19 protein-coding genes are annotated in these 22,297 nt (G+C 26.0%); 17 read left to right on the top strand and 2 right to left on the bottom strand.

Features of this window, described 5'->3' with window-relative positions; translation table 11 throughout:
• The first annotated feature begins 22 nt into the window (after positions 1 to 22).
• From KYD98_RS02360 to rho, 15 genes are all read left to right on the top strand, one after another.
• The gene (locus tag KYD98_RS02360) at positions 23 to 343 is read left to right on the top strand and encodes a PTS sugar transporter subunit IIA (RefSeq protein WP_258049580.1); all 321 of its coding nucleotides are present in this window, start codon (positions 23 to 25) and stop codon (positions 341 to 343) included.
• Between the two features lies 1 nt (position 344).
• Positions 345 to 1,742, top strand: coding sequence for a glycoside hydrolase family 1 protein (locus KYD98_RS02355; protein WP_219777972.1), 1,398 nt, complete (start codon positions 345 to 347; stop codon positions 1,740 to 1,742).
• Complete coding sequence (locus tag KYD98_RS02350; RefSeq protein WP_219777971.1) at positions 1,742 to 2,038, top strand: PTS sugar transporter subunit IIB; 297 nt, start codon at positions 1,742 to 1,744, stop codon at positions 2,036 to 2,038. Before KYD98_RS02355 ends, KYD98_RS02350 begins: the two co-directional genes overlap by 1 nt.
• A complete protein-coding gene (locus tag KYD98_RS02345; protein ID WP_219777970.1) occupies positions 2,038 to 3,327 on the top strand; it encodes a PTS sugar transporter subunit IIC in 1,290 nt (429 codons plus the stop codon). Before KYD98_RS02350 ends, KYD98_RS02345 begins: the two co-directional genes overlap by 1 nt.
• Positions 3,328 to 3,936: 609 nt before the next feature.
• Positions 3,937 to 4,179, top strand: coding sequence for a Veg family protein (locus KYD98_RS02340; protein WP_219777969.1), 243 nt, complete (start codon positions 3,937 to 3,939; stop codon positions 4,177 to 4,179).
• A gap of 469 nt (positions 4,180 to 4,648) precedes the next feature.
• Positions 4,649 to 6,211 (top strand): DUF3794 and LysM peptidoglycan-binding domain-containing protein, encoded by a 1,563-nt coding sequence (locus tag KYD98_RS02335; protein WP_219777968.1) that lies wholly within the window; start codon positions 4,649 to 4,651, stop codon positions 6,209 to 6,211.
• A 120-nt stretch (positions 6,212 to 6,331) separates the two neighbouring features.
• A complete protein-coding gene (locus KYD98_RS02330) occupies positions 6,332 to 7,177 on the top strand; it encodes a cyanophycinase (protein WP_219777967.1) in 846 nt (281 codons plus the stop codon).
• Entirely contained in the window at positions 7,149 to 9,770 is a 2,622-nt protein-coding gene (gene cphA / locus KYD98_RS02325) for a cyanophycin synthetase (protein WP_219777966.1), read from the top strand. The genes KYD98_RS02330 and cphA overlap by 29 nt, the downstream gene beginning before the upstream one ends.
• 225 nt (positions 9,771 to 9,995) lie before the next feature.
• Positions 9,996 to 10,838 carry a 4-(cytidine 5'-diphospho)-2-C-methyl-D-erythritol kinase gene (ispE, locus tag KYD98_RS02320; RefSeq protein ID WP_219777965.1) on the top strand — a complete coding sequence of 281 codons (843 nt, stop codon included), beginning with the start codon at positions 9,996 to 9,998 and terminating at the stop codon, positions 10,836 to 10,838.
• 72 nt (positions 10,839 to 10,910) lie between these two features.
• A complete protein-coding gene (spoIIR, locus tag KYD98_RS02315; RefSeq protein WP_219777964.1) occupies positions 10,911 to 11,555 on the top strand; it encodes a stage II sporulation protein R in 645 nt (214 codons plus the stop codon).
• A gap of 204 nt (positions 11,556 to 11,759) precedes the next feature.
• Entirely contained in the window at positions 11,760 to 12,752 is a 993-nt protein-coding gene (locus tag KYD98_RS02310; RefSeq protein ID WP_219777963.1) for a tRNA 4-thiouridine(8) synthase ThiI, read from the top strand.
• 16 nt (positions 12,753 to 12,768) lie between these two features.
• Positions 12,769 to 13,188, top strand: coding sequence for a YwiB family protein (locus KYD98_RS02305; protein WP_219777962.1), 420 nt, complete (start codon positions 12,769 to 12,771; stop codon positions 13,186 to 13,188).
• 218 nt (positions 13,189 to 13,406) lie between these two features.
• Positions 13,407 to 13,718, top strand: a complete 312-nt coding sequence (locus KYD98_RS02300) for a hypothetical protein (protein ID WP_219777961.1) — start codon at positions 13,407 to 13,409, stop codon at positions 13,716 to 13,718.
• Positions 13,719 to 13,873: 155 nt separating this feature from the next.
• Entirely contained in the window at positions 13,874 to 15,475 is a 1,602-nt protein-coding gene (gene pyrG / locus KYD98_RS02295; RefSeq protein ID WP_219777960.1) for a CTP synthase, read from the top strand.
• Between the two features lie 782 nt (positions 15,476 to 16,257).
• Positions 16,258 to 17,700: a transcription termination factor Rho gene (gene rho / locus KYD98_RS02290; protein WP_219777959.1), complete on the top strand. Its 1,443-nt coding sequence runs from the start codon at positions 16,258 to 16,260 to the stop codon at positions 17,698 to 17,700.
• Between the two features lie 40 nt (positions 17,701 to 17,740).
• On the opposite strand, the gene KYD98_RS02285 is transcribed toward rho, so the two are convergent.
• Together KYD98_RS02285 and rpmE are read right to left on the bottom strand one after the other, a co-directional pair.
• Positions 17,741 to 18,847 (bottom strand): MGDG synthase family glycosyltransferase, encoded by a 1,107-nt coding sequence (locus KYD98_RS02285; protein ID WP_219777958.1) that lies wholly within the window; start codon positions 18,845 to 18,847, stop codon positions 17,741 to 17,743.
• A gap of 152 nt (positions 18,848 to 18,999) precedes the next feature.
• Positions 19,000 to 19,209, bottom strand: coding sequence for a 50S ribosomal protein L31 (gene rpmE, locus KYD98_RS02280; RefSeq protein WP_219777957.1), 210 nt, complete (start codon positions 19,207 to 19,209; stop codon positions 19,000 to 19,002).
• Between the two features lie 407 nt (positions 19,210 to 19,616).
• On the opposite strand from rpmE, the gene KYD98_RS02275 reads away from it, so the two are divergent.
• Both KYD98_RS02275 and prmC read left to right on the top strand, forming a co-directional pair.
• Positions 19,617 to 20,225: a thymidine kinase gene (locus KYD98_RS02275; RefSeq protein WP_219777956.1), complete on the top strand. Its 609-nt coding sequence runs from the start codon at positions 19,617 to 19,619 to the stop codon at positions 20,223 to 20,225.
• 16 nt (positions 20,226 to 20,241) lie between these two features.
• A complete protein-coding gene (gene prmC / locus KYD98_RS02270; protein WP_219777955.1) occupies positions 20,242 to 22,005 on the top strand; it encodes a peptide chain release factor N(5)-glutamine methyltransferase in 1,764 nt (587 codons plus the stop codon).
• Positions 22,006 to 22,297 lie beyond the last annotated feature (292 nt).

Here is a 22,297-nt window from a genome sequence, read left to right as displayed (position 1 = left end):
AAAGGTTTGGAGTGTGATATTAATGGATGAAATGAATAAAATAGAGTTTAAATTAATAATGCATAGTGGAAATGCAAGAAGTTATGCTATGGAAGCAATGAAAGAAGCTGATAAAGGCAATTTCGACAAGGCTAATGAATTATTATTGGAAGCCAAAGAAGAACTTTTAAATGCACAAAAAACTCATAGTGGCATTATTCAAGATGAGGCGGCAGGTAAAAAGGTTGAACTATCTCTATTATTAATACATAGCGAAGATCACTTGGCTTCTTCTACAGTTGTTGTGGATTTAGCAAAACAAATAATTAATATTCAGATTAAGTATAGTAAGGAGAGAAATTAATATGGAAAAATTTTTATGGGGAACAGCAACTGCATCATATCAATGTGAAGGTGCTTGGAATGAAGATGGAAGAGTAGAATCAATGTGGGATTACTATTTACATAAGAATAATTTTGAAAGTGGTGATATGGCTTCAGATCATTATCATAGATATAAGGAAGATATTAAGTATATGAAGGATGGAGGTCATAACACGTATAGATTTTCATTAGCGTGGCCAAGAATAATAAAGAATATAGATGGAGATATAAATCCAGAAGGTATAGAATTTTATCATAAACTTATAGATGAATGTATAAATAATGGAATTACTCCATTTGTTACAATATATCATTGGGATTTACCACAATTTCTTGAAGAAAAAGGTGGATGGATTAATAAGGAAACTATTGATGCATATATACATTACGTTAATGTGATATTTAAAGAATTTGGAGAAAAGGTGAAATATTTTGTTACATTCAATGAACCTAGATATTTTATTTTCTCAGGATACAAGATAGGTAACTATCCTCCAGGATTACAAAATACTGAATTTACTATAAAAGGTTCATATTATGTTATGTTAGCTAATGCTAGAGCAATTGCAGAGTATAGAAAACATAATTTAGAGGGAAAGATAGGAATAGTTCATAGCTTTGCTCCTATATTTGGAATTGATGATACTTTAGAAACAAAAATAGCTATAAGAAATGCTGATAACTTCATGAATAATTGGATATTAGATACTGCAGCAAAAGGGGAAATTCCTATAGACTTATTAACAAGATTGAGTATGAAGTATGACCTTTCATATATTACAGCAGAGGATATGAAAGTTATCAAGGAGAATACTGTTGATTTTATAGGGCTTAACTATTACGCGAGAGCTTTGGTAAAGCCATATACAGAAGGTGAAACAACTTTAATAGTAAATAATTCTGGAAGTAGTGCAAAAGGAACTTCAAAGTTAATAATAAAAGATTGGTTTGAGCAAGTATTTGATCCAGCATCAAAATATACAGAATGGGATACAGAAGTATATCCAAGAGGTCTCTATGAAGGTATAATGATGGTTCATAATAAATATAGATTACCGATATTTGTAACTGAAAATGGTGTTGCTTCATATGAGGATGTATCTAAAGATGAACCTGTAAATGATGATTATAGAATTGAGTTTTTAAATGATCATATAGCAGCAATTTTAAATGCAAAAGATGAGGGGGCAGATGTTAGGGGCTATTATATCTGGTCTACAATGGACTTATATTCATGGAAAAATGGATGCAAGAAAAGATATGGTTTAGTTGCTGTTGATTGGGATAATGGATTAGTAAGAAAGCCTAAGAAATCATACTACTGGTTTAAAGAAGTATGTGAAAGCAATGGAGAAATTATAGATAGGAGGGATATATAATGAATATTATGTTAGTTTGTAATGCAGGAATGTCAACAGGTATGCTTGCTAAAAGGATGGAGAAGGTTTCAGAAGGAAAGTGTAATGTTAAAGCTTACGGAATTGCAGAATATATGGATCATTTAGAAAATGTAGACATTATTTTAATAAGTCCTCAAATAAGGTTTGAATCAGATGGGATAAAGAAGAGCGCAGGAAATATAGCTGTTTTAAATATTGATCCAATGAATTATGGAAGTATGAATGCAGAAGCTGTTTTAAAGACAGTTTATGATAAGTTAGGAGGAGGAAAATAATGAGTAAGCTAGCTAAATTTAATATGTTTTGTGAGAAAAAGATTATGCCTTTTGCCAATAAATTGGCTAAACAAAGACATTTAGCAGCGATGAGAGATGCGTTTATGAGCTTACTTCCAATCACATTAATGGGAGGTGTTGTAGCTATTTTAAAATCACCACCAGTTACTGAGAATACAACTAATATATTATTACTAAAATGGGCTGAATTCGCATCAAATAATAGTGAAATTTTAAATTGGTTGTTTACGTTTACATTAGGAGGGATGTCATTATATATAGCTTTAGGAATTAATTATTTTCTATGTAAACATTATAAAATGGAAGCATTTTTGCCAAGCTTATTTATTACAGTAGGGTTCTTTTTATTAGTAACAAACCCAATTGAATTAGGATATGCATCTAAATCAATAGAGATATCTTATATTGATGGAAAGGGATTAATTCCAGCAATTGCTATTAGTATGTTTACTGTAGAATTATATAGATTCTTAAAAGTAAGGAATTTTGGTAAAATAGAAATGCCAGAAGGAGTTCCGGCTAGTTTAAGTGATGTATTTGCATCTTTTATACCAGGGTTTATTATAATAATCATATATATAATTATATTCATGATTTTTAATAAAATGGACACTACTCTACCTAAATTCATGTTTAGTTTGTTAACACCAACTTTTAAAGCAGCTGATAGTATTTTCTTTGTAGTTTTTATAACATTATTAACACATTTCTTATGGTTCTTTGGAATTCATGATGCAGCATTAGCAGGTATTATGGGACCTATTAGAGATGGTAACTTATCAATAAATGCAACAGCTCAAGTAGCAGGAGAACAACTACCTAATGTATTTACAACTCCATTTTGGATCTATTTTGTTGCAATTGGTGGCTGTGGAGCAGTTTTAGGACTAGCGATATTACTAATTACAGCAAAATCACGTCAGTTAAATATGATGGGTAAAATGGGAATAGTTCCAGCTTTGTTTGGTATTTCTGAACCATTAATATTTGGTGTACCTTTAATGTTAAATCCTGTTTTCTTAATACCATTTATATTTGCAGCAACAATAAATGCTATAATTACTTTTTTATTAATGTCGCAACATATTATAGGGAGAACATTTTCAATGCTATCATGGAATATGCCGTCAATAGTAGGTGCATTTTTTTCTACATTAGATTGGAAAGCAGCACTACTTGTTATAGTATTAATAATAGTTGATATGATTATTTATTATCCTTTCTTTAAAGTATACGATAAGCAACTTCTAGCTCAAGAAAAAGAATAATTATTTAATTAAAGGATTATTAAATGTTTCATATGCAATAAATAAATTTTGTAGCTAATTTACAAGAATTTATGATTTAGAGGTGAGTTATAATTAATTAACTTCAAATGAAAATTATGAATTTGGTGAGTATATGATATTACTGGAAGATTTTCTAATGATGAAGAATTAAAAATTTTTAACATGTTATTGTAATGAAAATAAGATTAGAAATAAGTCAAAGTATTATTTAATTGGTTTAGTAAGGTTGGATTTAAGAATATATTTCCAACCTTATTTTATATAACAAATAATAATAGGTATAGTTGATCTTAAATAAATTTATAAGTTTAAAAGATACTCCAAGCTCTTTAAATTTTCAGTTAAGTAATTTTATATTTTATAAGCTATAGTAATTAAAAATCTTTATAAGAAATATCCCAAAAATAAATTTACAAAAAAAGAATAGAATTTTGTTAAAGATAGATAATAAGAGTGTATGAAAAGAAAAATAAGTCATTTACAAAATATTAATATTGACAAATGCATATAATAAGTGATAAAATATAAATTTTATTTGACAAAACTATTCTTTTTGTGTATAATTTAAGATAGAAAGAGGGTGTTTGTATGGAAAAGATTAAGACAATTTCCTCTATTAAGAAGGATATAGAAAGACATATAGGAGAAAAAGTTACTTTAAGGGCTAATGGAGGAAGAAAAAAGATTTTAGTTAATGATGGAGTAATTGAAAGTGTATATCCTAGTATTTTCGTAATAAGATTAAAAAATGACACCCAAAGGACTGTGACATATAGTTACTCAGATGTCTTAACAAAGACTGTACAATTGGTATTTCCAACTTCAATATAAACTTCGATTTAAATCGGAGTTTTTTTATTTACTTAATTATTTATTGAGTAAATAAAAAAAGAAAGATGGTGGGTTTCCATCTTTCAACTATGGTATAAAAGGGTATTGAGAATTTATGAGAGGTTATATGGTCAATAACCATTTATTATGATACGACAAAATATAGTATATGTCAACATATTTATTAAGAAAAAACATAAAAAAAGTAATTTACGACAAATAGTTTGGAAAATTTGGAATTATATATGCATAAAAATGTTCTAACTTGTCTTTTCTTAATAAAAATAAAAGAATTATTTTAGACTAAATTTTAGTATAAGTTATCTATAGAGTTTACTTTAGACATAATGAAAAAAATAACAAAGTAATTTAATAAAAATACTAACTAAAAATTTTTAATATTTATATCATAAACATTTAAGTATGAGTATATAAATAAATAGTAGAAATTTTATGGGAGGTATAAAGTATGTCACAAATAGATGCAATAAAAGAAAGTATTGGATTTGAGCAATTGATTAGGGAAAGTAATTCAAATTGCGTTTTAAAAGAAGAATATTTAATTCCAGATACTCATCCAGATGTACAAGAAATATTGACAGTTGAAGCTAAACCTATAATAAAAACAAAAGAATTAGTTGGAGATAAAATGGTGTTAGATGGTAAAGTTGAATATACTGTTTTATATTTAGCAAGAGAGGATGGGTTTGTTGTAAATTCGGTTAATTACACTGAAAAATTTACTAGCAATATTGATTTAAATCAAGAAGAACATAAAGTTATTTGCGAAGTAGAATGCAAAGTGGAACATATTGACGCTACTATAATGAATGAAAGGAAAATATCTATTCAAGCAGTTTTTGGAATAGATTGGGAAATATATAAGAGTAGTGAAGTTGAATTTGTAAAAGATATTGAAGGAACTGATGACATTGAAGTTTTAAAGAAAACAGAAACTATAAATAGAATTAGTGCTAGTGAAGATCTAGATTTATTAGGGAAATCAACAATCAGAGTTGGGATGGACAAACCTCAAATTAATAAAATATTAAAATGTTCATTATCATTACACAAAAAAGAAATAAAAATACTAGAAGATAAAGTTTATTTAAGTTGTTACTGTAAGTTAAATATATTATATAAGGGGGATGATTCCCGAGATGTAATATATATCGAAGATGATGTTTATTTATCTAAAGAAGAAGAAATAAAAGGTGTTAATGCAGATATGATGTATTCAGTATCTTATGAGATAAGCAGTAATGATTTAATGTTAGAAGAAGATGATTTAGGTGAAGTTAGAGTAATAAACAATGAATTTGTAGTTAAAGCTAATTTAAAAGTATTTTCAAAAGAAAATATTGATATTATTAAAGATGCTTATTGTCCTAAATTCCCAATAGAATTAAGAAAAGATGAATATGAATTAGGAGTAATTCAAGGAACTAACATTTCCGAAACAATAGTTAAAGATAATTTACAACTAAAAGAAGATAATTTAATACCGGAACAAATAATATCAAGTAATGCTTCAGTAATAATAGCAGATAAGCAAGTTGAGACAGATAAAGTTATTGTAGATGGAATATTGAAGGTTGATGTTTTGTATAAAACAAATGATTCTGATAAGTATGTAGAAAATGTCAAATCAGAAATTCCATTTACAGCAATAATAGAAGCTCCAGGTGCTAAAGAAGGTATGAAAGCAATAGTTAGAAATAATCTGGAAAATATTGATGCTTATATTGAAGCTAATACTATTGCTATAAAAGCAACACTAATGTTATCAGCTAAGATATGTTATGAAATGAAAAAAGAATTTATATCCGATGTAGTTGAAAAAGAAGGTGAAGCACCACAACAAAAAGCTAGTGTAACTATTTATGTTGTAGGTCAAGATGATACACTCTGGAAGTTAGCAAAAAAATATAATACAACTGTAGAGTCTTTAGTAAAAATAAATAATATTGAAGAGTATGATGAAATTGAACCAGGAAAAAAAATAATTATACCAGGAAGAGCAATTTTTTAAAAAATTATTACAAAAAAGCTTTAGTACTTTAAGTAGTACTAAAGCTTTTTTTGTACAATTTTGAATAATTATATTTATGGGTGGAAACAATATTTAATGCATGATATGAGGTGATAAATTTTGGATGAAATTTTAAATGGAAATTTAATTATAATTGGAGGAGGTGAAGATAAGGAAGGAAAGAAAGAAATTTTAAATAGAGTATGTTCTTCAATAGATAAAGACAAAGACATTTTATTAATTGCAACCATTGCAACTGAATATCCTAAAGAAGCTGCAATGAAATATAAAAATGCTTTTGGAGAATTGAAGGTTAAAAATATAAAAGTATTAGAAATTAATGAAAGAATGGATTCATTTAATGATGAAAATGTAGAACTTATCAAAACATCTTCTTTAATATTTTTTACAGGGGGAGACCAATTGAGGATAACTAGTTTAATTGGTGGTACACCTATATATACTGCACTAAAACAGGCTTGTATTGCTGGAACTTTTATTGTAGGGACATCAGCTGGAGCTTCTGTTATGAGTGATACTATGATTGTTAAAGGTTCAGATGATGAGTCACCAAGAAAATGCACGCTTAAGATGGCACCAGGATTAGGATTAATAAAAGATGTTATAATTGATCAACATTTTGCACAGAGAGGTAGGATAGGAAGATTATTAACAGGAATTGCAGAAAATCCAGGAGTTTTAGGTATAGGTATAGATGAAAATACGGCAATAATAGTTAATAAAGCAGGTAAAATAGAGGTGATTGGAGAAGGAGCAGTATATTTTATTGATGGAAGTGAAATTACATATACAAATGTTTCAGAACTGTATGGTGATGAGATTTTAAGTATGCATAATGTAAAGTTGCATATTTTAACTAATGGAAATAAGTTCGATCTTGTAAAAAAGGCACCTTTTGAGGAGGGTAAATTAAGTAATGAAGATAGTGCAGGAAAGAATATATGAAGGTAAAAATATATATTCTCATAAAAAATGTATAAGAATAGATTTAGACTTAGAAGGATATTGTGAAACTCCTAGTAAAGATATACCTAATTTTAATTTTAATCTATTAAAGCTTGTACCAGAACTATATACACATAGATGTGGTATAGATGAAGTAGGGGGATTTGTTACAAGGCTTAAAGAAGGAACATATTTAGCACATATTTGCGAACATATAACAATTGCATTACAAAATAAATTGGGAATAGAAGTAGCTTATGGAAAAGCTAGAGAAATTAGTGGGGATAGATATTATATAATTTTTCAATATCAATACAAAAATACAGCTATAGAATGTGTTAAATTATCAGTAGATTTAATAAATTCTTTAATAAAACAAAATCCTTTAAATTTTGAACACAGGATAGAATTATTAAATGAAGTTTTGCGTAAGGAAGAGATTGGGCCGAGTACAAATGCTATCTGTAAATCTGCAAAAGAATATAATATGCCAATAACTCAATTGGGAGATAGTGGATTTTATCAGATTGGTTATGGAAAAATGGGTAGAATTATTGAAGCTACTATAGGAGATAAAACAAGTTGTATAGGTGCGGATATTTCATGTGATAAATTATTAACTAAAAAATTACTTACCAATCAAAATATTCCTATAGCTGATGGAGAAAAAGTATTTAATATAATTGGTTTATTAAAAGCAGGAGAAAGGATAGGGTATCCAGTAGTTTTAAAACCACAATACGGAAGTAAAGGACGCGGGATATGTTTAAATATTAGAAATGAAAAGGAATTATTAAAATGTTACAATAACATGCGAAGAATTTATAGCGATATATTAATAGAAAAATATATACAGGGAAATGATTATAGAGTTTGTGTTATTGATTATAATGTAGTAGCAGTTTCATTAAGAGTGCCACCATTTGTTATAGGAAATGGAAAAGATAATTTAAAAAAGTTAATACAAGATATTAATAATAATCCATTAAGAGGAGAAGATCATGAAAAGCCATTAACTAAGATAAAGATAGATAATGAATTAATTTCATGTATAAATAAGAAAGGATTTTCACTTAGTTCAATACCGTTAAATGGAGAAAAAATTATATTAAGAGATAATGCTAATATTTCAACTGGTGGAATTGCAATAGATTGTACAGATGATATATGTGAAGAAAATAGAAAATATTGCATAAATGCTGCTAAAGCTATAGGGTTAGATATATGTGGAATTGATATATGTGTTAATGATATAAGAAAAGACATTTCAAAGAATAATGGTGTTATTATGGAAGTAAATGCTGCACCAGGAATAAGGATGCATCATTTTCCATGTGAAGGTAAAAAAAGAGATGTTGGTAAAGCTATAATCGAAATGTTATACAGAGGTAAACCTAAAAATATCCCAATAATATCAGTTACAGGAACAAATGGTAAAACAACTACAACCAGAATGATAGGCTATATTTTAAGTAAAATGGGACATTGCGTTGGTATGACATCCACAGATGGTATATATTTAAATAATGAATGTATCCATAAAGGAGACGATTCGGGATTTAATAGTGCAAAGACAGTATTATTCAATAAAGATGTAGATGTGGCCGTATTAGAGACTGCTAGAGGTGGGTTAATTCGTAAAGGATTAGCTTATGATGTGGCTGATGTAGCTGTAATAACTAATATAACAAATGATCATTTGGGACTAGATGGAATTAATTCAATGGAAGAACTGAGTTTTGTAAAATCATTAGTTGGTGAAGCTGTAAAAGAAGATGGATTTGTCGTTATCAATGCAGATGATAAATGGAGTAGGTCAATAATTAATAGAATTAAAGCAAAAAAGATATATTTTTCAAAATATAAAGATAATGACTTAATACAGAAGAATATAAATGATGGTGGTATAGCTATATTTATAGAAAATAATCAAATTTTTGTAGTAAATAATAATAAAAAGTATTGTCTATCTTTGATAAAGGATATACCTATTTCTTACAATGGGATATTACAATATAATTTGGAAAATGTAATGGCAGTATGTGGAGCTTTGGTAGGGCTAGAAGTTGATTATTGCATGATTGAAAAAGGGTTAAAAGAATTTATGCCTAATGAAAATAACATAGGTAGATTTAATATTTATGAAGTTGAAGGTAAAAAGGTAATATTAGATTATGGGCATAATATAGAGGGATATAAAGCTGTATTATCATCTATTAAAAAATTAAAAAGTAATAATAAATTAATAGGTGTGATAGGAATTCCAGGTGATAGAAAAGATGAGGCAGCATATAATATAGGAGATGTATGTTCACGAGAATTAGATAGAATAATAATAAAAGAAGATAGAGATAGTAGAGGTAGAAATTCTGGTGAGATAGCATCTTTGATTCAAAAAGGTGTATTGAATGCAAATAAAAATGCTAATGTTCAAATATGTTTAGATGAAATAGGAGCTGTAGAACAGGCATTAAAAATAAGTAATCAGGGAGACATAATAATAGTATTTTATGAGGAATTAGAACCTATTATAGAATTAATAAATAATAAAAAGAAAATCAAAGAATTGGATTTAAATTTAGCAAATTTATAATAGATAAAGGAAATGTATTTTTTATTATAAGAGTTGTTAGACAGGATTTTCCCCCTATGATAGAATGTTACTGAGGTATTTATAAGAAAATAATAGATAAAAACTTTTATTAAGATAAAGTATATAATTTAAATTAATTTGTTATATTTTAAAGTATAAATAAAAGTTTTTTTAAATTATTTTCTTTAAAGTACCTATAAAATGTTTGGGAAAGGATAAGGGAAGATGGAGATTAAGGCTTATGCCAAAATAAATATTGCCTTAGATGTTATTGGAAAAAGAGAAGATGGCTATCATTTATTAAAAATGATAATGCAAAACATAGATTTATATGATATAGTTCAAATAGAAAAAATTGCTTCAGGAATAACATTAAAATGTAACAAAAGCTATGTACCTACAGATGAAAGAAATTTGGCTTATAAAGCAGCTAAATTATTTAAAGATATATATAATATAGAAAGTGGAGTACATATAAATTTAGAAAAAAATATTCCTGTTTCTGCTGGATTAGCAGGAGGGAGTACTGATGCAGCAGCAGTGTTGAAAATTATGAATAAACTTTTTAATATAAATGCGTCTGAACATGAATTGATGGAATTAGGTTTAAAATTAGGTGCAGATGTACCATATTGTATTACTGGTGGAACTGCATTGTGTGAAGGAATTGGAGAAAAAGTTACTAAAATAAAACCATTTAAAGATAAAATTTTAGTTTTAGTAAAACCACCATTTGGAGTATCAACTAAAGAAGTATATAAAGCCTTTGATTTATCAAAAGTAATTTTTCATCCCAAAACAGAAGAATTAATTTTAAATATGGGAAATAATAATATTAATTTTGTTGCAAATAATATGAAAAATTTATTAGAAAATGTAACTTTAGGAAGACATAGAGTTATATCAGCAATTAAAGATGAAATAAAAGAGTGTGGTGCTATAGGTAGTATGATGAGTGGGAGTGGTCCCACTGTTTTTGGATTTTTTGATGATATGTTAAAAGCACAAAAATGCTATGATAAAATGAAAGAAAAATACTTAGATGTTTTTATAACTCGTACAATTTAATTTTTATTAATTATATTATGTATAAAGTTTCCCTTAAGTGGTAAGAATTTTAGCTACAAGGGGGAATTGATTATGAGTATAATAAAGAAGTTAAGTTTTTTTATCATAATAGTTATATTTTTTAGTTTATTTAGTGGGTGTACAAGTCTAACTAGTAATATGCAAATAGGAGAAAGTAAAATATTAAATTATGAAGAAGTAAAAAATTCTTTAATAAGATTTCATGTTATAGCAAATAGTAATTCTGATGAGGATCAGAAATTAAAATTAAAAGTTAGAGATAAAGTTATAGATTATTTATATCCATCTTTAAACGATTCGAGTTCACTTGAAGAATCAAGAGAATTAATAGAAGAAAATATGAATAAAGTTAAAGAAATTGCTGAAACTGTAATAAAGGATAATAATTATAATTATACAGTAAAAATTGAATTATCTAGAGAAAATTTTCCGGAAAAATCATATGGTAATATAACTTTACCACAAGGAAATTATGAAGCCTTCAGAATAATAATAGGAGAAGGTAAAGGGAAAAATTGGTGGTGTGTAATGTTTCCACCTTTATGTTTTGTAGATGAATCTAAAGCGCAAGTTCAATATGAAAAAACAGAAAATAAAATTAATAAAGAAATTAATAAAGAAATTAATAAAGAACATAATAACTCAAAAATAAAATTAAAATTCAAGACAGTAGAGGTATTAAAGAATTTATTTTAAAAATAGGGTTCTAAGTATTAGATATAATTAATGTTTATTTGATGCTTAGAATTTATTATCTTAATATATAACTTAAAATAAAGTTTTTTCATTAATATAAATTTTAAGATATTTATAAATGTATTAACTTAATTAGAAGTATATATTAACATAAAGCTTTAATGTTATTCGGATGTCAAATTGAATTATTATAGGAGGACTAATATGACAAAAGCATTAGCAATGATATCAGGAGGTCTTGATAGTATATTAGCAGCAAAATTAATTAAAGATCAAGGAATAGAAGTAATAGGAATTTGTTTTAAATCTTATTTTTTTGATGAAACAAATGCAATAAGAATGACTAAACAAATAGGGATAGAATTAGAAGTTATAGATTTTTCAGAAGAACATTTTGAAATGGTTAGAAATCCAGAACATGGTTGGGGAAAAAATATGAATCCATGTATAGATTGTCATTCTATGATGATGAAATATTCAGGAGAATTATTAAAAAAATTTAATGCTGATTTTATTATTACTGGTGAAGTATTAAATCAAAGACCAATGTCACAAAACAGACAAGCATTAAATGTAGTAAAGAAACAATCAGGATATTCAGATAAGATATTAAGACCTTTATGTGCTCAAAATTTAGAACCAACACAAATGGAACTTGATGGATTAGTAGATAGGGAGAAATTACTTAAAATTTCAGGTAGAAGTAGAACAGTTCAAATGGAATTAGCAGAAAAATGGGGCATAAAAGATTATCCTTCACCAGCAGGGGGATGTAAATTAACTGAACCTAATTATTCTATAAGATTAAAAGAAATTATTGAAAGAAAAAGTAATATTACTGAGAGAGATATAAATCTTTTAAAATATGGTAGACATTTTGTCACACCAAATAAAATAAAAATTATAGTTACAAGAGATAGCTCTGAAGCACAAGAGTTGAAAAAAATATTAACTAAAAAGGATTTATTATTTTTCACATCTAACTTTAATGGAGCTATGGTTATAATCCCAGAAGGTAATAATCCAACAGAAGATGATTTAACTTTAGCTTGTAGATTTGCTGTTAGATATAGTAAAGGAAAAGATGAAAAAGATGTAGAAGTGAAATATGGTCATGTATCAACAGATTTTAAAGACTTTAAAAAAGTTAATTCAATAACTCAAGAAGAACTTGAAAAGTATAATTTGAATAACTAACAAATAGGAGGATAATATGAAGAAAAAAGCAATTATTGCTATTAAAAGTAATGCTTTATCAGATAATGATGATTTAATTGAAGTTGTATCTCCAGGTGATTTTTATATGGAGGAATCTATTTTTAGAGTTGAGTACGATGAAACAGAAATTTCAGGTATGGAAGGCACTAAAACTATACTAACTATTAGAGATAAATCATTTACGTTAGAAAGAAAAGGTTCTACAACGACTAAAATGGATTTTAAAATTAGGCAAAAGACTGCATCATTATATAAAACTCCTTATGGTATTCTTAAACTTGATATTGATACTAAGAAGTTAAAGATAGATGTAAATGAAGATGGTGGAAAAATAGAGGTTAATTATTTAATGACAATGGAAGGTCAACCACCTATTAATACTCAATTATCTGTAAATATAAAAGCAAATAATTAAAAAATTTAATAACATTTTGTTGCATATTTAAATTTGTAAAATATATAAATTATTAACTATAAATAATATGTTGTTAGTTATGATACATAGTTTAGGAATTTTACATATGTATTAAAAATTATTTAGAAGAGTATAGTATTTAATTCTATACTCTTTTTATTTTTAAATAGATTATAATATGTAAAAAATGTAAATAATTAGATATAGAGGTGATAGTTATGATAAATCAAATTAAATATATAAGAGTTTTAAATGCATTATGTGATTACTATGGAATTAATAAAGAAGGATTAATTGAAATACTAAAGGAAAGAGAAAATAAATACTTATTATTATTATTATTAAAAAATTATAGTTGCTTAGAACATGAAAGTGCTATGGAAATATTAAGAGTAAAAACTCAAAAAAGTGTTAAAAATAATATAAAATCTGCAGAAGAAAAATTATTGATAAATAGAAATTTTAGAGAAAAATTTTTTGAAATTCAGGATAATATAGATAGGATAGAAAAGACAAAAAAAATAAATTAAAAAAAAGCTAGTCAACAACATAATTATATGATATTATATTGCTTATGTTATTTCAGCACAAAAAGACCCATGACATATTTAATGGGTGGAATTTTATTATATCATTTAAAGAATGTGCAGTCAATATAAAATAAATTTTTTTAGGGAGGACAACAATGAATACTAAATACATTTTTGTTACTGGTGGAGTTGTATCATCATTAGGAAAGGGTATAACAGCGGCATCTCTTGGTAGATTATTAAAAAATAGGGGTTTAAAAGTTTCTATACAAAAATTTGATCCTTATTTAAATTTTGATCCAGGAACTATGAGCCCTTATCAACATGGAGAAGTTTTTGTAACTGATGATGGAGCAGAAACAGACTTAGATTTAGGACATTATGAAAGATTTATTGATGAAAATTTAACTAAAAATTCAAATGTTACAACAGGTAAAATATATTGGTCAGTTATTTCAAAAGAAAGAAAAGGTGAATATCTTGGAGGAACAGTTCAAGTTATTCCACATATAACTAATGCTATAAAAGAGAGAGTATATAGAGTCGGAAAAGAAAAAGATATTGATGTTGTTATAACTGAAATAGGAGGAACAGTCGGTGATATAGAATCACAACCTTTCCTAGAAGCAATAAGACAAATTAAAGGTGATGTTGGAAGTGAAAATGTATGTTTTATTCATGTAACATTAGTTCCTTTCTTAGGAAAAGCAGGTGAATTAAAAACTAAACCTACACAACATTCGGTTAAGGAATTAAGAAGTATAGGTATACAACCAGATATAATAGTTTGTAGAAGTGAAAAGAATTTATCAGATGATATAAAAAGAAAAATAGGATTATTTTGTAATATAGATGGAAATTCAGTAATTCAAAATTTAGATGCTGAAAATCTTTATGAAGTACCATTAATGTTACATGAAGAAGGATTAGATAATCTTGTTTGTGAGAGATTACATTTAGGATGTAAAGATATAGATAATTTAGAATGGATTCAAATGGTAGAACATATAAAAAATCTTAAAAATAATGTTAAGATTGCTTTAGTGGGTAAATATGTTGAATTACATGATGCGTACATATCAGTTGTAGAAGCATTAAATCATGGTGGATATGCTAATGATACAAATGTAGAAATAAAATGGGTTAATTCTGTTGATATTGAAGAAGGAGATGTGAATAAAATCCTTTCAGATGTAGATGGAATATTAGTACCAGGTGGATTTGGAGACAGAGGTGTAGAAGGTAAAATTGAAGCAATAAGATGGGCAAGAGAAAATAAAAAACCATTCTTAGGAATATGTTTAGGAATGCAATGTTCAGTTATTGAATATGCAAGAAATGTATTAGGATATGAAGGTGCTAATAGTTCAGAAATAGATCCAGATACAAAATATCCTGTAATAGACTTAATGCCAGAACAAAAGGATGTAGAAGAAATGGGCGGAACTATGAGACTTGGAGTGTATCCATGTAAATTAGAAGAAATTTCTAATTCTTCAGAACTATATAAAGATGAACTTATTTATGAAAGACATAGACATAGATATGAATTTAATAATGAATTCAGAAAACAAATAATTGAATCAGGTATGAATATAGTTGGAACTAGTCCTGATGGTAGATTAGTTGAAATTGTTGAAGTTGAAGATCACCCTTGGTATGTTGCTGTACAGTTTCATCCAGAATTAAAATCAAGACCTAATAAACCACATCCATTATTTAAAGGATTTATTTCAGCAGCTTTAAATGAAAAATAAATCTAGATTTAAAAGTTTTCCTTAATAATAAGGGAAACTTTTTTATATCTAGGAAAGTATAGAATTTCTTAAGATTAAAAGTCTGATAAAATTTAAGGTAAATGAGATAATTTAAATTCACAATAGACGATTGAGAATTTACGATGAAATCACTTTATGATTTCTAAAACATATATTTTTCAGAAAGACTATGGCTTTCAACCATATAACAAAAAATAAAATATATTTATTAAATGAATGTTAATATTACTTAAAAGTTTTAATATTTAATATATTAAATAAAAACATTTACTATTATAAAAAAAGGACTTATAATAAAACTAAATATTTATTTATTATAAAGTTATATATAAGAAAAGTTTTAAAATATTTTTCTTGGATATAATAATTTATATAAGACTTAAAAAATTAAAGTTTTTATACATAATATATTATAAAAGAATAGTAATCAGTAAAAATTATGCATATCTTAATTTTAAAATCTTAATAAAATTCCCTAATTTTTAAAATTTGTAACAAAAATTAATTCACAATGAATAAAGAGAATTTGAAAAAATTCTTTAGTATTTCTAAAATATATATTAAAAAATAAAATATATTTATCTGATATTTTAATTAAAATTTTTGATTAAAATATATTTTGTTAAGAAATTTTAAATAATTTTATCATAATTAATTATTGTGAATTTTCAATTGAAAAATATGTATATATAAATTTAGAATTAAGACTGTTATTTATAGAATAGATTATGTATCAATTAATTTAAAATGGAGGTGCTAGCTTGACAAAGCAAGAATATGAAGGCATGACTTTAAGTCAATTAAAGGAAATTGCTAAAAATTTAGAGATAAAAAATATATCTAAATATAAAAAAAATGATTTAATAGAAAGAATTTTAGAAAAATCGCCTAATTCTGTAGAGAAAGAAGGGATGATTTTAAGAGAAAAAATAGCACCTAAAGTACTGAAGGAAGAAAAAACAGATATAACTACAAGCAATACTTTAGGTAATAGGGAAAACATAAAGAATAATAACTATAATAGAAATGTAGAACATGAAGATAATTTTTCAAAACAAGAAAAATTAAAAAGCATGATTAATGAATCAAATACTGCAAAGGGTATTTTAGAAATATTAGAAAATAATAATTTTGGATTTTTAAGATGTAAAAATTATTTAACAAGTAGTGAGGATATTTATGTATCTCCATCTCAAATAAGAAGATTTAATTTGAGAACTGGTGATGAAGTAGAAGGAAAAGTTAGGGAAGCAAAAGAAGGAGAAAAATTTAAAGCTCTTTTATATGTTCAAAAAGTAAATGGAGAAGAACCAGAAAAAGCAATAGGAAGAAAATACTTTGAAACATTAACACCTATATATCCTAAAGAAAGATTAATGTTAGAAACGTCTGATGAAAGAGATTTATCATCAAGATTGATGGATATAATCTGTCCAATAGGAAAAGGTCAAAGAGGTATTATAGTTGCACCACCAAAGGCTGGTAAAACTACTTTATTAAAAAAAGTAGCTCAAAACATTTCTTTAAATTATCCAGAAATAAAATTAATAGTATTACTTATTGATGAAAGACCAGAAGAAGTTACAGATATGATTAGATCTATCAATGGGGATGTAATATACTCAACATTTGATGAAGAACCTCAAAATCATGCAAAGGTATCAAGAATGGTATTAGAAAGAGCTAAAAGAATGGTAGAGCAAGGAAAAGATGTTGTTATACTTATGGATAGTTTAACTAGATTATCTAGAGCTTATAATTTAACTATAACTCCAACTGGAAGAACATTATCAGGTGGATTAGATCCAGGAGCTTTAATAATGCCTAAGAAATTTTTTGGAGCTGCAAGAAATATTGAAGAGGGCGGTAGCTTAACAATTTTAGCAACTGCATTAATTGAAACAGGTTCAAGAATGGATGATATGATATTTGAAGAGTTTAAAGGAACAGGAAATATGGAAGTTCATCTCGATAGAAAATTACAAGAAAGAAGAATATTCCCAGCAATTGATATTTATAAATCAGGAACAAGAAAAGAAGATCTTATTTTCTCTAGAGAAGAACAAGAAGTAGCATATAAAATAAGAAGAGTTATGTATAAGGATGGAAATATAGAAGAAGTTACAGAAAACCTTATAAATATGTTATCTAAAACTTCAAATAATAAAGATTTTATTAATATGTTCAAAAAAAGTGGTATATAATAAAAATGACTAGGATATATATTATAATTATTTATATATCCTAGTTATTTTTTATTAAGTTTTCCCCAATAGTAACAATTTCATCTACACTATATGTGGATGATAATTCTTTTAATTTATCTTTTATTATAGAAAGTTTATTTTTATCACAAATTAAATCATCTATAACAGGGTTAATTTCATCTAAATTATTTACAAGTATAGAATATCCACCATTAACTAAAAAATCAATATTCTCCATTTCTTGACCAGGTATCGCAAATGGAATTATTAAAGGAATATTTTTAACAATTGATTCTGTCACGGTTAATCCACCAGGTTTAGATATTATTACATCACAATAATCCATTAATTCAGGAATATCTTTGGTAAAACCTAATATATGTAGTTTTTTATTGTTATATTTATTTGTATTACAATAATTTGTTAAATATTTCTCTAATTTATTATTGTTTCCACATACAACAGTAATTCTTAATTTATGAGGGCTTTTAAGTAATTCTTTTAATACAAAAGAAATAGTATTTAAACCAAGACTACCACTCATAAGTAATAAATTAAAGTAACCATCATTTTTTAAATCTTTTAAAGAATAATCAGATTTATAAAAAATCTTTTTAATAGGAATTCCTATTGGATAGATCTTATCAGTTTGAATTCCTTTATTTATTAATGATTGCTTTGTATATGAACTCCCTGTAATATATGCATCTACATCAGAGTCGATATAAGTATAATGTGCCTTGAAATCAGTTACGATTATAATGTAAGGTATATTTAATCCTTGTTTTTTTAATGGTGTAACAATGTTTATTGAAAGAGCATGTGTAGCTATTATTAAATCAGGTTCAATATTCTTTATTAGTTTTAATAGTTTTCTTTTTGGAAAAAAGAAAATAAGTTTCAATATTTTATTGGTAATCTTACTATCAGTAAGATTATAAAACCAACCATAAAATTTAGGGAATTTTGATGCTAAAATTTCATAACCCACTACAATTAAATCATTTAAAAGTTTACTACTTTTAAACAAAAAATCATGTTTAATAGTTTCATATCCAGCATCTTCAAAAGATTGAGATATGGAATTTGCAGCTTGATTATGCCCTTGTCCTGTAGAGGTTGTTAAGATTAAAATCTTTTTCACTTAATTTCACTCATTTCTACTATATTACATATAGAATAGTTTATCATGTTTATTGCAAATTTTAAATATAATAAGCTATTTATGGGTTTTTTTATTAAAATAAAAGATGTATAAAAAGAAAATAGGAAAGACTAAGTCTTTCCTTAAATTTCCTATTTAGCATTAAGATTAAATCTCTTATTGAATTTATCAACTCTACCGCCAACATCAACGATCTTTTGCTTACCAGTGAAGAATGGGTGGCATTTAGAGCATATTTCAACTTTAAGTTCTTCTTTAACAGAACCAGTTGTAAAAGTGTTTCCACATGCACACTTAACCACTGTATTGTTGTGGTATTCTGGATGTATGCCTTCTTTCATTTTTTTCACCTCTTCCAGTATATTAACTTTATGTTAATATGAAATAACTATTAAAGTATATCATAGTGAATTTTTATGGTCAATATAATTAATAAAAAATATAAATTAAGAAAACAAATCATTAAATTTATATTTATTTTAATAAAATCGAAGCCTTTCAATTATACTTCTTAAGTGTTAACTTTCCATTAAAGTGTGGGCATAGAGACTTTGTTATTAAGTAAAATTATATCTTTATTTAAAAATAATATATCTATAATTAAAGATATTTATGGAACTAAAAACTTCTTTATTTAGGTAAGTATTAAATGCTATAATCGATTAAGGTACATTCAAAAAATAATAAGTTAGTATTTATAATATTATTTTTTATTTGTCTAAGATAATTAAAAGGAGAGTAGTGAATTATGAGTAAGTTATATTTTAGATATGGAGCAATGAATTCTGGTAAATCTACTCATTTAATGCAAGTGGCATACAATTATGAAGAACGTGGTATGAAGGTTATTGTAATAAAACCTTTGGTAGATAAAAAAGGAGGAGATAGATTATTATCTAGACTTGGAGTAGAAAGAAAAGTTGATTTCATGGTTTCGGAAGATGATAATATATTAAATTTAGTTACTGAATATTTAAGTAGTAAATCTAGTATAGATTGTATATTAGTAGATGAAGTTCAATTTATGAAAGCGAAACAAATAGATCAATTATTTGAAATATCAGTTAGATTAAATATACCTATAATATGTTATGGATTAAGAACAGATTTTAAAATGAATGGATTTGAAGGTAGTACAAGACTATTATTAATTGCACATAGTATAGAAGAAATGAAGACTATATGTGCTTGTGGTAAAAAAGCTTTATTAAATGGAAGAAAGATTAATGGTAAATTTGTTTTTGAAGGAGAACAAATAGCAATAGATGAACAAGATGATGTACGTTATGAATCATTATGTGGAGATTGCTATTATAAATATAAACAAAGATGTATTACTGATAAAAAAGATAATTAGAAAGTGTGTGTTGATTATGAAAAGATGTGATGTTGGAGGTCAAGCTGTTATTGAAGGTGTCATGATGAGAGGCACTAAGGGGTTAGCTACTGCAGTAAGAACACTTAAAGGAAATATAGAAATAAAAGTAGAGAAAATTAGCGCTATAACTAAAAAGTATCCAATTTTAAACATTCCTTTTTTAAGAGGATTTTTTGTTTTATTTGACTCATTAAAACTAGGAATAAATTCATTAAATTATTCAGCTTCGTTTTTTGAAGAAGAGGATGATGAGCCATCAAAATTTGAACTTTGGATTACTGGTAAGTTGGGTGAAAAAGTAAATAGTATAATTATGGGATTAACATTAATATTTTCATTTTTTATATCTATTCTTCTTTTTATAGTTTTACCAACTAGTATAGCATCAATTTTTAAAGAGACAGGTATATCTTATATAGAATTGAATTTTATTGAAGCTATTATAAGAATAATAATATTGATTGGATATATGTTTATAATAAGTAAGTTAAATGATATATATAGAGTATTACAATATCATGGTGCAGAGCATAAAACTATATTTTGCTATGAAGCTATGGAAGAATTAACAGTAGAAAATGTTAAGAAACATCCAAGACTTCATCCAAGATGTGGAACTAATTTTTTGTTTTTAGTAATGTTTGTTAGTATAGTGGTATTTTCATTTACAGGATGGGGAAGTTTTGTGGAAAGATTAATTCTAAGAATTATATTAATCCCTGTAGTAACAGGTTTTACTTATGAAATAATAAAGTGGTTAGGAAAGAATAATAATTCTTTATCAAAAATTATTGCATGGCCAGGAATGCAGTTACAACTTTTAACTACTAAAGAACCAGATGATAAGCAAATAGAAGTTGCCATTGCAGCACTAAAAGCAGCAGAAGGAATTGAAGATATGAAAAAAAGTATTGGAGAATTGATTAATTTAGGAACGAATATTTTAAAAGATAATAATGTAGATACAGCTAGATTAGATGCAGAATTATTACTTGGAAAGGTATTAGATAAAGAAAGAATTTATTTAATAACACATAGAGAAGAATCGGTTATTGTATCTAATGAGAAAGAATACCTTAAATTGATTGACAAAAGAAAAGATAAAATGCCAGTTAAATATATTTTAAATGAATGTGAATTTATGGGACTTAATCTTTATATTGAAGAAGGAGTATTAATTCCTAGGGGAGATACTGAGATATTAGTTGAAGAAGTATTAAATAATATTAATGAAGATGAAGAGAAGGAAATATGCGACTTGTGTTGTGGCTCTGGTGCTATTGGAATATCATTAGCTTATTTTAGAAGTAAAATAAATGTCGATTTAATAGATTATTATGAAATTCCAGAAAAAGTAACTTTGATTAATATTGAAAGATTTAATTTAAAAGATAGGACTTCATTTATAAGAAGTAACTTATTAGAAGAAGTAATATTACAAGAAAAACAATATGATATTTTAGTTTCAAATCCACCTTATATTGAAGAGGATGAAATAGAAGAACTAATGGATGATGTAAAGAAATATGAACCACGTACTGCTTTAAGTGGAGGAAAAGATGGGTTATATTTTTATAGAGAAATAGTAGCTAAAAGTAGTAAGATATTAAAAAAAGATGGAATATTAGCATTTGAAATAGGATATAATCAAGGTAAGTCTGTAAAAATGATTATGGAACAATTTAATTTCAAAGAAGTAAAAGTTATTAAAGATCTTGCTGGCTTAGATAGAGTAGTAATTGGTAAATTAAATAATTAATGTCTTATTAAAGATGTCTATTTAAAAATGAAATTTGTATTTTTAAATAGACTTTTTACAAATAAATTATTTTGACACTTTAAATTCTATATGATACTATCAATTAAATTAAAAATAAATGATTAATTTATGCAGATATATTAATGTAGTATTTTTTGTAAACAGAGTTAATAAAAATTAAAAATTCTTAATATATAACTTACAGTTAAGTTTGTTGCTTAAAAGTCGAAAAATATGATATAATACCAAGTGGTTCTTAATTTTTAGATGAAGTTCATTTATTTACCCGAAG

Origin of the sequence: Clostridium weizhouense (assembly GCF_019431045.1) — a bacterium.
In the GTDB taxonomy this organism is placed as follows: domain Bacteria; phylum Bacillota; class Clostridia; order Clostridiales; family Clostridiaceae; genus Clostridium; species Clostridium weizhouense.
The sequence above is the reverse complement of the archived record's forward strand: the minus strand, read 5'-3'. Positions and strand labels throughout refer to the sequence as shown.

What these genes read in the sequence shown, in the direction of transcription:
- prmC (WP_219777955.1), top strand. Translation starts at nt 20,242, where the DNA reads ATGAAAAGATGTGATGTTGGAGGTCAAGCTGTTATTGAAGGTGTCATG.
- KYD98_RS02300 (WP_219777961.1), top strand. Translation starts at nt 13,407, where the DNA reads ATGATAAATCAAATTAAATATATAAGAGTTTTAAATGCATTATGTGAT.
- KYD98_RS02350 (WP_219777971.1), top strand. Translation starts at nt 1,742, where the DNA reads ATGAATATTATGTTAGTTTGTAATGCAGGAATGTCAACAGGTATGCTT.
- KYD98_RS02345 (WP_219777970.1), top strand. Translation starts at nt 2,038, where the DNA reads ATGAGTAAGCTAGCTAAATTTAATATGTTTTGTGAGAAAAAGATTATG.
- KYD98_RS02335 (WP_219777968.1), top strand. Translation starts at nt 4,649, where the DNA reads ATGTCACAAATAGATGCAATAAAAGAAAGTATTGGATTTGAGCAATTG.
- cphA (WP_219777966.1), top strand. Translation starts at nt 7,149, where the DNA reads ATGAAGATAGTGCAGGAAAGAATATATGAAGGTAAAAATATATATTCT.
- rpmE (WP_219777957.1), bottom strand. Translation starts at nt 19,209, where the DNA reads ATGAAAGAAGGCATACATCCAGAATACCACAACAATACAGTGGTTAAG.
- KYD98_RS02305 (WP_219777962.1), top strand. Translation starts at nt 12,769, where the DNA reads ATGAAGAAAAAAGCAATTATTGCTATTAAAAGTAATGCTTTATCAGAT.
- KYD98_RS02275 (WP_219777956.1), top strand. Translation starts at nt 19,617, where the DNA reads ATGAGTAAGTTATATTTTAGATATGGAGCAATGAATTCTGGTAAATCT.
- spoIIR (WP_219777964.1), top strand. Translation starts at nt 10,911, where the DNA reads ATGAGTATAATAAAGAAGTTAAGTTTTTTTATCATAATAGTTATATTT.
- pyrG (WP_219777960.1), top strand. Translation starts at nt 13,874, where the DNA reads ATGAATACTAAATACATTTTTGTTACTGGTGGAGTTGTATCATCATTA.
- KYD98_RS02310 (WP_219777963.1), top strand. Translation starts at nt 11,760, where the DNA reads ATGACAAAAGCATTAGCAATGATATCAGGAGGTCTTGATAGTATATTA.
- ispE (WP_219777965.1), top strand. Translation starts at nt 9,996, where the DNA reads ATGGAGATTAAGGCTTATGCCAAAATAAATATTGCCTTAGATGTTATT.
- KYD98_RS02360 (WP_258049580.1), top strand. Translation starts at nt 23, where the DNA reads ATGGATGAAATGAATAAAATAGAGTTTAAATTAATAATGCATAGTGGA.
- KYD98_RS02355 (WP_219777972.1), top strand. Translation starts at nt 345, where the DNA reads ATGGAAAAATTTTTATGGGGAACAGCAACTGCATCATATCAATGTGAA.
- KYD98_RS02340 (WP_219777969.1), top strand. Translation starts at nt 3,937, where the DNA reads ATGGAAAAGATTAAGACAATTTCCTCTATTAAGAAGGATATAGAAAGA.